General features: G+C 69.4%; 10 protein-coding genes and 3 pseudogenes. 9 read left to right on the top strand and 4 right to left on the bottom strand.

The annotated features are described in order from the left end of the window. Positions 1-24: 24 nt before the first annotated feature. Complete coding sequence (locus AB0D12_RS12375; RefSeq protein ID WP_362680217.1) at positions 25-933, bottom strand: NAD(P)-binding domain-containing protein; 909 nt, start codon at positions 931-933, stop codon at positions 25-27. Between the two features lie 147 nt (positions 934-1,080). Beyond that, positions 1,081-1,520, bottom strand: a pseudogene (locus tag AB0D12_RS12370) (Lrp/AsnC family transcriptional regulator). On the opposite strand from AB0D12_RS12370, the pseudogene AB0D12_RS12365 reads away from it, so the two are divergent. The 3 genes and pseudogenes from AB0D12_RS12365 to AB0D12_RS12355 all read left to right on the top strand — a co-directional run. Continuing rightward, a pseudogene (locus AB0D12_RS12365) lies at positions 1,470-1,934 on the top strand (aldo/keto reductase); the annotation flags it as partial. The pseudogenes AB0D12_RS12370 and AB0D12_RS12365 overlap by 51 nt on opposite strands. 188 nt (positions 1,935-2,122) lie before the next feature. Next, positions 2,123-3,550 (top strand): glycoside hydrolase family 16 protein, encoded by a 1,428-nt coding sequence (locus tag AB0D12_RS12360; protein ID WP_362680579.1) that lies wholly within the window; start codon positions 2,123-2,125, stop codon positions 3,548-3,550. A gap of 43 nt (positions 3,551-3,593) precedes the next feature. Next, positions 3,594-4,565 (top strand): DUF1996 domain-containing protein, encoded by a 972-nt coding sequence (locus AB0D12_RS12355; RefSeq protein ID WP_362680214.1) that lies wholly within the window; start codon positions 3,594-3,596, stop codon positions 4,563-4,565. Between the two features lie 162 nt (positions 4,566-4,727). Here the strand turns inward: AB0D12_RS12355 and AB0D12_RS12350 are convergent. After that, positions 4,728-4,944, bottom strand: a pseudogene (locus AB0D12_RS12350) (MFS transporter); the annotation flags it as partial. Between the two features lie 167 nt (positions 4,945-5,111). Between AB0D12_RS12350 and AB0D12_RS12345 the strand changes: the two are divergent. Beyond that, positions 5,112-5,417 carry a metalloregulator ArsR/SmtB family transcription factor gene (locus AB0D12_RS12345; RefSeq protein WP_362680211.1) on the top strand — a complete coding sequence of 102 codons (306 nt, stop codon included), beginning with the start codon at positions 5,112-5,114 and terminating at the stop codon, positions 5,415-5,417. Positions 5,418-5,519: 102 nt separating this feature from the next. On the opposite strand, the gene AB0D12_RS12340 is transcribed toward AB0D12_RS12345, so the two are convergent. After that, positions 5,520-6,893 (bottom strand): cation:dicarboxylase symporter family transporter, encoded by a 1,374-nt coding sequence (locus AB0D12_RS12340; RefSeq protein ID WP_362680208.1) that lies wholly within the window; start codon positions 6,891-6,893, stop codon positions 5,520-5,522. Between the two features lie 123 nt (positions 6,894-7,016). Between AB0D12_RS12340 and AB0D12_RS12335 the strand changes: the two genes are divergently transcribed. The 5 genes from AB0D12_RS12335 to AB0D12_RS12315 all read left to right on the top strand — a co-directional run bounded on the left by AB0D12_RS12335 (position 7,017) and on the right by AB0D12_RS12315 (position 12,985). Continuing rightward, complete coding sequence (locus AB0D12_RS12335; protein ID WP_362680205.1) at positions 7,017-8,801, top strand: ATP-binding protein; 1,785 nt, start codon at positions 7,017-7,019, stop codon at positions 8,799-8,801. Positions 8,802-9,045: 244 nt separating this feature from the next. Next, on the top strand, positions 9,046-9,747 hold the full coding sequence (locus AB0D12_RS12330; RefSeq protein ID WP_327326170.1) for a response regulator: 702 nt from the start codon (positions 9,046-9,048) through the stop codon (positions 9,745-9,747). A 189-nt stretch (positions 9,748-9,936) separates the two neighbouring features. After that, entirely contained in the window at positions 9,937-11,298 is a 1,362-nt protein-coding gene (locus tag AB0D12_RS12325) for an extracellular solute-binding protein (protein ID WP_362680202.1), read from the top strand. Beyond that, positions 11,295-12,161 (top strand): sugar ABC transporter permease, encoded by an 867-nt coding sequence (locus AB0D12_RS12320; RefSeq protein ID WP_362680199.1) that lies wholly within the window; start codon positions 11,295-11,297, stop codon positions 12,159-12,161. The genes AB0D12_RS12325 and AB0D12_RS12320 overlap by 4 nt, the downstream gene beginning before the upstream one ends. Then, a complete protein-coding gene (locus AB0D12_RS12315) occupies positions 12,161-12,985 on the top strand; it encodes a carbohydrate ABC transporter permease (protein WP_362680196.1) in 825 nt (274 codons plus the stop codon). Before AB0D12_RS12320 ends, AB0D12_RS12315 begins: the two co-directional genes overlap by 1 nt. Positions 12,986-13,079: the final 94 nt, after the last annotated feature.

Here is a 13,079-nt window from a genome sequence, read left to right as displayed (position 1 = left end):
AGGCAACAGGCTGATCCCCCCGGCTCAGGACTCCGCGGTGACGGCCTCGTACGTGCTCGCCCAGTCGTCGGCGCCGTGGCCCTTCGCTATCGCCCTGTCGGCGACGGACTTGATGGACTCCAGGTGGGAGACGTCGAGACCGCGGGTCTGCGCCGCGTGCAGGATGTGCTCGACGCCCACCGCCATCATGCCGAGGTTGGCCTGTGTTCCCGGATAGCTGCCCGCGTCGATGTTGGCCGCCGTGTACTCCGCGATGGGCGGCAGAATCTGGACGATGGTGCTCAGATACGGGGCGATGTCGACCGCCTTGACCCCGTCGGCCCTGGCCAGCGCGTACGCGTGCACCAGGCCCGAGATGCTGCCGTAGAAGAAGTCGAGCAGCGACAGATCGTAGAGCGCGGCGAGCCCGGGATCCGTGCCGACGAACGCGGCCTTGCCGCCGAGGGCCTTCAAGGCGGACTCGTACCGCTCGAACGCCTCCTGCGAGCCGGAGTAGAAGAGCAGCGCGTCGGGCGAGCCGATGAGCGGGGTCGGCACCATGACCGCGCCGTCCAGATAGGCGATGGACCGCTCGGCCGCCCAGGCCGCCGCCGCCCTCGAGCGCTCCGGCGTGTCCGAGGTGACATTGACCAGCGCCCGGCCTTGAAGCGCATCGCCCAGGGGGTCGAGGATCGCCTGGGCGGCGTCGTGGTCGACCACGCAGACGACGGTCAACTCGCTTGCCCGTACGGCCTCTTCCGCGCCGGCGGCGCGGACCGCGCCGCGGGCGGTGAGCTCGTCGCCCTTGCCGGGAGAGCGGTTCCAGACGGTGGTGGGGTGGCCCGCGTCGAGGAGGGCGCCGGCGAGGGCCTGGCCCATCGCGCCGAGCCCGAGGACGGTGACAGAAGTACGGACGGTGGCAGAGGCAAGGGGGCCGTTCTTGGTGGTGGACATGTCCGTCATGCTTCTTCGGCGTCCAACTCCCCCACAAGTACCTACAAATAAGTCAGCTACGCACCGCAAGGTAAACATCGAGGTCAGTGCGGTGCCGCCAGGTCACTGCGTGGCAGGTGGGTACGGGGTATGTCACCGCGGATCACGTCACCGCGGGGGCAGCAGCGGCCTGCGTTCCACCGGCGAGGTCAGCACGACCGATGTCGTCGTACGACCGAGAGCCGACGTCTGCTCCAGTACGTCCTCGAGATGGACCGTGTCGGTCACCGCGACCTTGATGATCCAGCAGTCCTCGCCGACGACATGGTGGACCTCGATCACCTCGGGGCGGGCGAGCAGCTCCAGAGTCCTGGGGTGCTTGAGGTTGTAGCCGCCGTGCGGATTGACGCCTGGATGCCGTAGCCGAGGCGGGCCGGTGAGACATGCGCCCCGTAGCCGGTGATCGCGCCGCAGGCCTCCGGCCGGCGCACCCGTTCCGTGACCGCCGCCGGGCTCAGCCGCACCCGGCGCCCGAGTTCGCTGAGTTTGATGCGGCCCAGATCCGGCTGGCCAGGCAGATGCTGGGCGAGCGGCTGGTCTCGGTACAGAACCGGTACTCGCCCGCGGTGCGCGACAGCGAGGCGGAGCTGCGCTCTGCGCGGAGCTGGGCCTCGCCTTCCTTCCGTGGAGTCCGCTCGGCGGGATCTCACGGAGTTCGCTGGACGGGCCGTCGGGACTGAACGGCGCAACAGGAGCGGAGGGAGCGGGCCCGGAAGTGACAGGTCCGTACGCCGCCTTCCACCAGGTGGCGCGAGAGTGGCGTGAGCCCCCAACAAACCGCCCTGGCCTGGCTTTTGGCGAAGTCTCCGGCTGTGATCCCGATCCCGGGCGCGAGCCGGCCGCAGACCATCCGGAATTCCGCGGCGGCCGCCGGACTCACGTTGAGCGCGCCGGAGCTGGCGGCGCTTGACGCCTCGTCGGCCCATGGGAGCGACGGGAGCGACGCGGCCGTCCGCTCCTGACCAGCGGTTCAGTCCAAACGGGCGACGCGTTCAGGAAGTTAACGGTGTGCAGCCATTGACGGCTGGACTGTCTACATCTACAAAACTGTTTGAGAGCGCTCTCACATCCCTCGGCACCACCCTCCCGGAGGTGTTCCTTGAGCACGAGCCGCATCAAACGCACCCCCTTGCTCACCGTGATCGTCGCCATGACCGTGGCCCTCGCCGGTTTCATCGCCGTGACCGGCGCGGGGTCGGCTCGCGGTGACGTACCGCCCACGCCCGGCTGGAATCTCCAGTGGAGCGACGATTTCAACGGCGCCAACCGCACCCTGCCCTCGTCGGCCAACTGGCAGATCGACCTCGGCCACGCCTACCCGAACGGGCCCGGCAACTGGGGCACCGGCGAAATCCAGAACTACACCAACAACCCCGACAACCTCAGCCTCGACGGCACCGGCAATCTGCGCATCACCCCCCTCCGGGACGGCGGGGGCAACTGGACCTCCGGCCGTGTCGAGACCAAGCGCACCGACTTCAAGGCCCCGGCCGGGGGAACGCTGCGCATCGAGGGCCGGATCCAGATGCCGAATGTGACCGGCCAGGCCGCGCTCGGCTACTGGCCCGCCTTCTGGGCCCTCGGCGCGCCCTACCGCGGCAACTACTGGAACTGGCCGTCCATCGGCGAGTTCGACATCATGGAGAACGTCAACGGCATCAACTCCGTCTGGGGTGTGCTGCACTGCGGGGTCAACCCCGGCGGCCCCTGCAACGAGACCAGCGGCATCGCCAACAACCGCGCCTGCCCCGGCGCGAGTTGCCAATCCGCATTCCACACGTACCGCTTCGAGTGGGACCGCTCCACCTCCCCCAATGAACTGCGCTGGTACGTGGACGGCCAGCTGTTCCACAGCGTCGCCGAGAACCGCGTGGACGCCGGGACCTGGGCGAACATGACCAACCACGCGGGCTACTTCATCCTGCTCAATGTCGCGATCGGCGGCGCGTTCCCCGACGCGCTGGCCGGCAAGACCCCGACGCCCGCGACCGTCCCCGGCCGCCCCATGCTCATCGACTACATCGCCGTCTGGACCAAGGGCGGCGGCTCGACCGCCCCGCCCACGACACCGCCCACGACCGACCCGCCCACCACTCCCCCGCCCTCCGGCTCCTCCCAGCTGTATCTGCGTACGGGAGGCGGCGCGGGCGACGCGGCGGCATCGGCCTCGACGGTGAGCCTCGCCTCGGCGGGCGGCGCCGACCACGACGGCAACCCGCACAACCCGCAGGTCTTCACCTCGGCCGGGATCACCAGGAAGTACAACGGCGGCGCGACACAGTTCGACCTGTTCCTCGACGCGGGCTCCACGGTGGCCAACGGCCAGCAGATCAGGGTGAGTTACGACCGTACGGGCGACGGGAGCTGGGACCGGACGGAGACGTACAACTACTTCGCCACCGACCCCGTCGCGGGCTGGGAGCACTACACCCAGGCGAAGGGCCTCAAGTCGTCCACCGGGGCGCTCGGCGATCTGACGAACGGCAAGGTGCAGATCGAGGTCTGGAACGCCATCGGCGGCGGTGCCAGCACGGTCGGCGTCGGCAACCAGTCCGTCGTACGCATCCCCTTCGACTGAATCCAGTGAACCCAGTGAACCCAGTGAACCCAGGAGGACCACAATGTTCCGCCGACTGCTCGCGAGCCTTGCCGCCGTGATCTTCCTGATCACGGCGGGATGGATCACCGCGAGGACCGAACGGGCGGCTCCCGACACCGTTTCGGGCCACACCGCATCCCACCGTGCCATGACGGGCCACAACGGCCATGCCTACACCTTCACCGCCGCCCAGACGGCCGCGATCGTCGCACAGGCCGCGGCCCCGGTGCGCGGCAGCGAATTCCGCGCGGACTGCTTCTCCAGCCACCGCAAGGGCGACGACCCGATCGTCTTCCCGGGGCAGGTGGGCCGTTCGCACATCCATGAGTTCTACGGGAACAGGACCGCGAACGCGGCCTCGACGCTCCAGTCGCTGGCCGCCGGCACCACCAACTGCACGCCCACGGTGGACCTTTCCTCGTACTGGACCCCCACCCTCTACAAGAACGGAGTCCCGGTGGCCCCCGAGCGGGTCACCGTCTACTACCAGGGCATCACCGACCACACCCGGGCCGTGGCCCATCCGCGCGGTCTGCGCTACGTCGTCGGCAACTCCCTGGCCACCTCTCCCGATCAGAACCCGGCAGCGCGCTGGTCGTGCGTGGGGCGGCCCGAGTCCAGCCGGGAGTTCATCAACTGCCCGCCCGGCACCAAGCTGGAGAACTATCTGGACTTCCCGACCTGCTGGGACGGGAAGAACCTGGACAGTGCCAACCACCGGGACCACATGGCGTACGCGGCCGGTCAGACCTGCCCCGCTTCGCACCCCGTGGTCGTGCCGCGGCTGGAGCTGCTGATCACCTGGCCGGTCAACGGCGGCGGGCTGACGCTCGCGGGCACCAGAAACGGCGTCAATGTGACCGACCAGCCCGGCTACACCTTCCACGGCGACTTCTTCAACGCCTGGGACGACGGTGAGCTGAAGCGCCGGGTGGCCAACTGCATCGTCGCGGGGTACATCTGCGGGACGGACGGCAATCCGATCCAGCAGTGAGCCCCATTCGTGCGAATCCGGGTCCGGGACGCCCAGCAGCCTGCGAATCAGGGCGTCCCGGTCCGGTTCGTCCGGCTCACCGGCTTGTACGTGTGAGTACTCCTCCCACCTCGCCGATGCCGTGGGAACCAGGCTCCCGGCCGGGGCCCTCGACGCCGCCCCGGCCTTGGCGCGCTCGGCCCGCGGGAAGGTCGCGGCGAGCAGCGAGAGCGTGGCGGGCGTGATCATCGCGGCGCCGACACCCATGACGGCGCGGGCCGTGATGACCCCGGCCGAACTGTCGACGAGATCCGGCGACCGCGCCCGCGCCGAAGACGAGGAGTCCGAGGACGAGGGCGCCGCGGCGGCTGTATGTGTCGCCGATCGCGCCGAGCAGCAGCTGTTCGGCCTGATGGAGGCGGTGAACGACGCCGCCCTGGCTCCGGCCGAGGCGGGGCGGGCGGCGGCGGCGCTTCTCTCGGCGGGGGTCGGGGCGGAGCGGGCGCGGGAGCTCGTGGCGGGGCTGTAGGACGGGAAGCAGATTGCGGCTCGGCTAAAATCAGAAGTGTGGACCTGGTACAGGCGATCGCTCAGCCCAGACGGCGCGAGATCCTCCGGCTGATCTGGAACGACGAGCTGCCCGCAGGCGAGATCGCGGCCCGCTTCGAGGTCACTTTCGGCGCGGTGTCCCAGCATCTGAAGGTGCTGCGGGACGCGGGCCTGGTGACGCTGCGCAAGGACGGAACCAAGCGGTTCTACCGGGCCGACCGGGAAGCCCTCGGACCGCTCTTCGGCTTCCTCCAGTCCGTGTGGGGCAGCAAGTTCGACACCCTGGGCCGCCTCGCAGAAGAGGCCGGACCGAAGGAAGCGTGAGGAGTGCCCGCCCTCCGCCACGGGGGGAGGCGGAGGGCGGAGCGGATGCGCCGTCCTCAACGGCCTGACGAGCACCAGCAGTTCGGTACCGGCGGCCGCCGGTCAGACCTTCAGGCCCGCTTCGTCCTCCTCCCGCGGCTCAGGCACGCCCAACTTCGTCTCCGGCGCCGCGTCGGCGTGACCGTCGTCGAGCAGCGTCTTCTCGTCGAACGGGATCCTCCCGGCCAGCACCTCGTCGACCCGCGCCTTGTCGATCTCCTTCGTCCACGTCCCGATCAGCACCGTCGCGACCGCGTTGCCCGCGAAGTTGGTCAGTGCACGCGCCTCGCTCATGAAGCGGTCGATACCGACGATCAGGCCGACGCCGTCGACCAGCTCCGGCCGGTGCGACTGCAGACCGCCCGCCAGCGTGGCCAGCCCGGCCCCGGTGACGCCCGCCGCACCCTTCGACGCCACGAAGAGGAAGAGGAGGAGCGGGATCTGCTCCCCGATCGACATAGGCCGGCCCATCGCGTCGGCGATGAAGAGCGAGGCCATCGTCATGTAGATCATGGTGCCGTCGAGGTTGAAGGAGTAACCGGTCGGAACGGTGATGCCGACCACCGGCTTGCTCACACCCAGGTGCTCCATCTTCGCGATGAGCCGCGGGAGCGCGGACTCGGAGGAGGAGGTGGACAGGATCAGCAGGAACTCACGGCCCAGGTACTTGAAGAGCGTCAGGATGTTGAGGCCCGCGACAAGGCGCAGCAGCGTGCCGAGCACGATGACGACGAAGAGGAAACAGGTCACATAGAACCCGAGCATCAGCACGGCGAGGCTCTTGAGCGCGTCCAGACCGGCCGACCCGGTGACGGCGGCGATCGCGCCGAAGGCGCCGATCGGCGCGGCCCACATCACCATGGCAAGAATGCGGAAGACGAGCCGCTGGATGTGCTCGACACCGCGCAGCACCGGCTCGCCGACCGAGCCCATCGCCTGCAGCGCGAAGCCGACGAGCAGCGCGACGAGCAGGGTCTGCAGAACCTCGCCGGTGGTGAAGGCGGAGACGATCGTGGTCGGGATGATCCCGAGCACGAACTCGACCGGGGGCTTGGCCTCGGCCGACACCTGGCCCTGGCCCGCCTCCTTGACCGCGTCGGTCAGCGCGAGGCCGTCACCGGGCTGCAGGATGTTGCCGACGACCAGGCCGATGGCGAGGGCGACCATCGACATCACCAGGAAGTAGCCGAGCGCTATCCCGCCGACCGCGCCGACCTTGGCGGCCTTTCGCACCGAGCCGATGCCCAGCACGATCGTGCAGAAGATGATCGGCGAGATCATCATCTTGATCAGATTCACAAAGCCGGTACCCAGCGGCTTGAGCTCAACAGCGAACTCGGGGGCAGCCAGGCCCACCGTGATGCCCAGCGCGACCGCGATGATGACCGCGATATAGAGATAGTGGGTACGGTCCCGCCTGACGGCTCCAGTAGCCACGGGGTCCTCCTCATTCCGATTCGTCCATGTCCCTATGGATGCCGTGACTATCCACCAGCCTGTGACGCCGGTCACCCTTACGTTCGTTTCGTTCACACAAAATCGGCCAGGCAGACTGATTGCATGCGCATACCTCGCCCCCGCAGCCTCGCCGGGCAGCTCTTCGCGATGCAGGTCGTGCTGGTCGCCGCGATCGTGGCGGGCTGCGCCCTCTTCGCGTATGTCACCGACCGCTCCCAGGCCGAGGAGACGGCGCGGCTGCAGTCCACCGCCACCGCCACCGCCGTCGCGCGGTCGCCCTCGGCGATCGCGGCGGCGCGCTCCGCGCATCCGAGCGAGCCGCTTCAGCCGTATACGGAGCAGCTGCGCCGGGACGCGGGCGTCACCTTCGTCGTGATCATGGCCCCGGACGGAACTCGGTGGACGCATCCGGAACCGGGCGAGATCGGCAAGAAATATCTGGGGCACATCGACGAGGCTCTGAAGGGCAAGATCTACAGCGAGAAGCACTTGGGCGTGCTCGGACCCTCGGTGCGGACGGTGGCGCCCATCTACGACAACGGGAAGATCACCGGGCTCGTCAGCGCGGGCATCACCATCCAGAAGATCAGCGAGAAGGTGAGCCAGCAGGTCGCCGCGCTGCTCGGTGTCGCAGGCGCGGCGCTCACGCTGGGCGGCCTCGGCACGTATGTGATCAACGCGCGGCTGCGGCGGCATACGCATGGTATGAACGCGGCCGAGCTGAGCCGGATGCACGACTACCACGCGGCCGCGCTGCATGCCGTGCGCGAGGGGCTGTTGATGCTCGACGGTCGGCGGCGGATCGCCCTGGTCAACGACGCGGCCCGGGAGTTGCTCGGTCTTGACGACGACGCGGTCGGCCGGCCGGTGGCCGAACTCGGCCTGCCGTCCCCGCTCACGGGCGCGCTGCTGGCGGCCGAGCCGCGCGTCGACGAGGTCCATCTGACGGCCGACCGGGTCATCGTCGTGAACACCAGCCCGGTCGTCGGCGGCGAGCAGCGCGGCACGGTGGTGACCCTGCGGGACCACACCGAACTGCAGGCACTCTCGGGCGAGTTGGACTCTGAGCGCGGCTTCACACAGGCGTTGCGCTCTCAGGCGCACGAAGCGGCCAATCGCCTGCATACGGTCGTCTCGCTGATCGAGCTCGGCCGGGAGGACGAGGCGGTCGACTTCGCGACCGCGGAGCTGGAGCTGGCTCAGGTGCTGACCGACCGCGTCGTCGGCGCGGTCGGCGAACCGGTGCTGGCCGCGCTGCTGCTGGGCAAGGCGGCTCAGGCCAACGAGCGCGGCGTGGAGCTGGTCCTCGCGGAGGACAGCCGCATCGACGACGGCGTTCTGCCTCCGTCGCTTCCGGCGCGCGACCTGGTGACGATCCTGGGCAACCTGATCGACAACGCGGTCGACGCGGCGTCGGAGGCGGCGGCGGGCGGGCGGGGCGCCGGAGCCCTTGACGGGGTGGACGGCCAGGATCGGGTCACCGTCACCGCCGCGGACGGCCAGGATCGGGTCATCGTCACCGCCGCGGACGGACAGGACCACGACCCCGTCACCCCCGCGGACGGACAGGACCACGACACCGTCACCCCCGCGGACGGCCGGGCCGTACAGCCGCTCCGTGCCCGGGTCACCGTCACCGCGCGTGCCGACCGCGGCGAGCTGCTGCTGCGGGTCGCCGACACCGGCGCGGGCGTCGACCCCGCCGACGCCGAGGAGGTCTTCCGGCGCGGCTGGTCCACGCGCGGCGCGGGGCGCGGGCTGGGGCTCGCGCTCGTCCAGCAGGCGGCGCACCGCAGCCGCGGCACGGTGCTGCTGGCCGAGGGCCCGGACGGCGGCGCGGAGTTCACCGTACGGCTGCCGCTGCACACGGCGGAGGTGCGGGCATGAGCGCGGCGCCCCACCGGACGCCGCCGCCTCCTGAAGGCCGAGGCGCCCCCGCCCGACGCACAGCCGGACCGTGCACCCACGGATCCCGCACCCCCGGGCCACACGCCCGGCGACCGCGGCCCGCGCCGGGCGCGCCTGGGCTGCATACTGCAAGGCGCGTCGTCCGCCGTCCGCACCCCGACCCGCCGGGCACCCGGCGCCCCCACGCCCCCGCGCGCCCACCGCGCCCCATCGAGGTGTCCCCATGAGCAGCACCAGCGACCCCATCAGAGTTCTCGTCGTCGAGGACGACCCCGTAGCCGCCGACGCGCACGCCCTCTACGTCGGCCGCGTCGCCGGGTTCACCGTCGCCGGGGTCGCTCACTCGCGGGCCGAGGCCGTACGCGTCCTCGAGCGGACCGATGTCGGTCTTCTCCTCCTCGACCTCTACCTCCCCGACGGGCACGGGCTCCAGCTCGTCCGTTCCCTGCGCGCCGCCGGGCACTCCGCCGACGTCATCGCCGTCACCTCCGCCCGCGACCTCGCGATCGTCCGCGAAGGCGTGTCCCTCGGAGTCGTCCAGTACGTCCTGAAGCCCTTCACCTTCGCCACCCTCCGGGACAGGCTCACCCGGTACGCCGAGTTCCGTGCCACGGCCGGTGAGGCCAGCGGCCAGGACGAGGTGGACCGGGCGCTCGCCGCCCTCCGCGCGCCCCAGGGTGCCGGGAGCGCCGGTCTGCCCAAGGGGCTCAGCGCCCCGACGCTGGAGGCCGTCACCCGTACCCTGCGCAAGTCCACGACCGGGCTCACCGCCGCCGAGGCCGGCACCGCCGTCGGGATCTCGCGGATCACCGCGCGCCGCTACCTCGAGCACCTGGTCGCCGAAGGACGAGCGGTGCGCAGTCCGCAGTACGGGCAGATCGGGCGTCCCGAGCTCCAGTACCGGTGGAGGCCCTCCACCCGCTGAACGAGCCCGCGACCCAGTGAACAAGAGCGCCGAACCCGCCGGACGAGCCGGCGACCCAACTGATTGCGCCACTCAACGACCTTGCCCTGCACGGGGATTGACCTTGTGAAGGGGCCGGTCCTACGGTCACGGCAGCCCCCGTGGCCCGGGCCCCGGTCCGGAGCACCCGGCTCAGAGGAGGTCGTGCCCGTGCGCCCCACCGCCCCACTGATCCTCATCACCGCCGTCGCCGCGCTCGCCGCAGGAACACTCACCGCCTGCGGCGGCGGCTCCGGTGGCGACCCCGACACCGTCAAGGTCGCCTACAACCGGTCCACCGACAACAAGATCCGCTTCAAGGACGCCCATCTCGAGGCCGCGAAGAAGCAGTTCGAGAAGGACCACCCGGGCAAGAAGATCAAGCTCATCCCGATCCAGGCCCCGGACAACGACTACGCCACCAAGGCGCAGCAGATGATGCGCTCCCCGAAGACCGCGCCCGATCTGCTCTACGAGGACACCTTCCGTATCAACTCCGACATCAAGGCCGGGTACTTGAAGCCGCTGGACACCTATCTGCCAAAGTGGGACCAGTGGGGCCAGTTCGTCGACACGGCGAAGGCGGCGGCCAAGGCGGAGGACGGCAAGACGTACGGCATCCCGGACGGCACCGACACCCGCGGACTGTGGTTCAACAAGGCGATCTTCGCCAAGGCCGGTCTGCCCGCCGACTGGCAGCCCAAGAACTGGGCGGAGATCCTGGACGCGGCCCGCACCGTCAGGAAGAAGGTCCCGGGCGCCATCCCGCTCAATGTCTACACCGGCAAGGGCCCCGGCGAGGCGGCCGTGATGCAGGGCTTCGAGATGCTGCTGTACGGCACCGGTGAGGACCCGCTCTACGATCCCTCCGCCAAGAAGTGGGTGGCCGCGGGCAAGGGATTCCAGGACTCGCTCGACTTCGTACACACGGTGTACTCGGAGAAGCTCGGCCCGGACGTCTCCGACGCGCTCGACCCCAATGTCGGCACGCGGGTCGCCACCGAGTGGTTCCCCGAAGGCAGGCTCGCGATCTCCCTGGACGGCTCCTGGATGGGCCAGAACTGGGTGAACAAGGGGCCCAAGGAGTGGCCGGACTGGGGCAAGGAGCTGGCCCAGACCCCGATGCCCACCCAGAACGGCCAGGCGCCCGGCAAGGTGTCCATGTCCGGCGGCTGGGCCTGGTCGATCCCGCAGAAGTCGAAGAATCCCGATCTCGCCTTCGACTTCATCAAGACGCTGCAGACCAAGCAGAACGCGACCCAGTGGTGCGTGGTCGCCGCGCAGATCGCCGTACGCAAGGACGTGGCCGCGGAACCGAAGTATCTGAAGTCCATGCCGGGCATCGACTTCTTCACCGGGCTCGTCCAGTACACCCACTACCGGCCCGCGCTGCCCGTCTATCCGCAGGTGTCGACGGAGATCGGGGAGGCGATGGAGAAGGTGACGACGGGTGATGCCTCGGCAGCGGAAGCGGCGAAGGCGTACAACGACCAGCTGAAGACGATCGTCGACGGCGCGGTCGTCACCAAGTGAGCACCCGGGGAACGGGGTTGTGGCGGTGGGTGCCGATCGCCCCCGCCACCGTCCTGCTGCTGCTGTTCCTCGCGGGACCCATCGGCTACTGCGTCTGGATCGCCTTCACCAACACCCAGCTGACCGGCGCGTCGGGATCCGACTTCGTCGGCCTGGACAATTTCCGCCGGGCCTTGACGGACGACGACTTCCGTAACGCCGTCCGGCTCACGCTCGTCTTCACCTTCGTCTCGGCGGTCCTCGGCCAGAACACGCTGGGCCTGGCGCTGGCGGGACTGATGCGGGCCGCCTCCCGTCCCGTACGCACCGTCACCGGGACCCTGGTGATCACCGCCTGGGTGCTGCCGGAGATCGTCGCGGCGTTTCTGCTGTACACCTTCTTCCGCCGGGAGGGGACGCTGAACGCCGTGCTGGACTGGCTGCATCTGCCGTCCCAGAACTGGCTCTTCACACTGCCGATCCTGGCGGTGTCCTTCGCCAATGTCTGGCGCGGTACGGCCTTCTCGATGCTGATCTACTCCGCCGCGCTCGCCGAGATCCCGCGCGACATCACGGAGGCGGCGGAGGTCGACGGGGCGAGCGGGCCGCGCCGGGTCTGGCACATCACGCTGCCGATGATCCGCCGTTCCATCGGCACGAATCTGATGCTGAACACGCTCTCCACGCTCTCGGTCTTCGGTCTGATCTGGGCGATGACGCGCGGCGGCCCGGGCAACCGCAGCCAGACGCTGCCGGTGTTCATGTACGACCAGGCGTTCCTCAAGAGCCTGATCGGCTACGGCACGGCGGTGGCACTGCTGCTCCTGCTGGTGGGCTCGCTGTTCTCGATCGTCTATCTGCGCCTGATGAAGGTGGAGGTGTGATGCGCCGGACCACCCGCGCCCGGCTCGCCGCCAATGCCGCCCTGCTGCTCACCGCCGCGGCCTTCGCGCTGCCGCTGCTGTGGCTGCTGCTGGCGTCGGTGAACGCGGAGGCCGACCTGCGGGTACGGGCGCCGTCGTCGTTCACTGCGGACAATTTCGACGCGGTGCTCACCGACGAGATCACCTTCACGCCGATGCTCAACAGCCTGCTGCTGTGCGGCGGCGCGACCCTGCTGACGGTGGGGTGCGCGGCGCTCGCCGCATATCCGCTCTCCCGGCACCACTCGCGCTTCAACCGGCCGTATCTGCTGACGATCCTGTTCACGACGTGCCTGCCGATCACCGCGGTCATGGTCCCGGTGTACGGACTGTTCGTGCAGGTCAATCTGATCGACACGATGTACGGTACGGGGCTCTTCCTCGCCACCTCCCAACTGCCGTTCTCCATCTGGCTGATGAAGAACTTCATGGACGGCGTCCCGGTGGTGCTGGAGGAGGCGGCCTGGACGGACGGCGCGTCGAATCTGCAGACGCTCACCAGGGTCGTACTGCCGCTGATGGGCCCGGGGCTGACCGTGGTGACGATCTACACGTTCATCCAGCTCTGGGGGAACTTCTTCGTACCGTTCATGCTGATCCTGTCCCCGGAGCAGATGCCTGCGTCGGTCTCGATCTTCACCTTCTTCGGCAACTACGGCTCGGTGATCTACGGGCAGCTCGCGGCGTTCTCGATTCTGTACTCGGCGCCGGTGCTGGTGCTGTACGTGCTGATCGCGCGGAGGCTGGGCGGCGGCTTCGCACTGGGCGGCGCGGTCAAGGGCTGACGAATCACCCGGTACGTTACCAATGGGTACGATCAGCTCGGACGTTCCTACGACAAGTGGCGTTGGGGGAACGCACCGTAGTCGCCGCCCACAC

Source organism: Streptomyces sp. NPDC048479 (genome assembly GCF_040651435.1).
GTDB lineage: Bacteria > Actinomycetota > Actinomycetes > Streptomycetales > Streptomycetaceae > Streptomyces.
The sequence above is the reverse complement of the archived record's forward strand: the minus strand, read 5'-3'. Positions and strand labels throughout refer to the sequence as shown.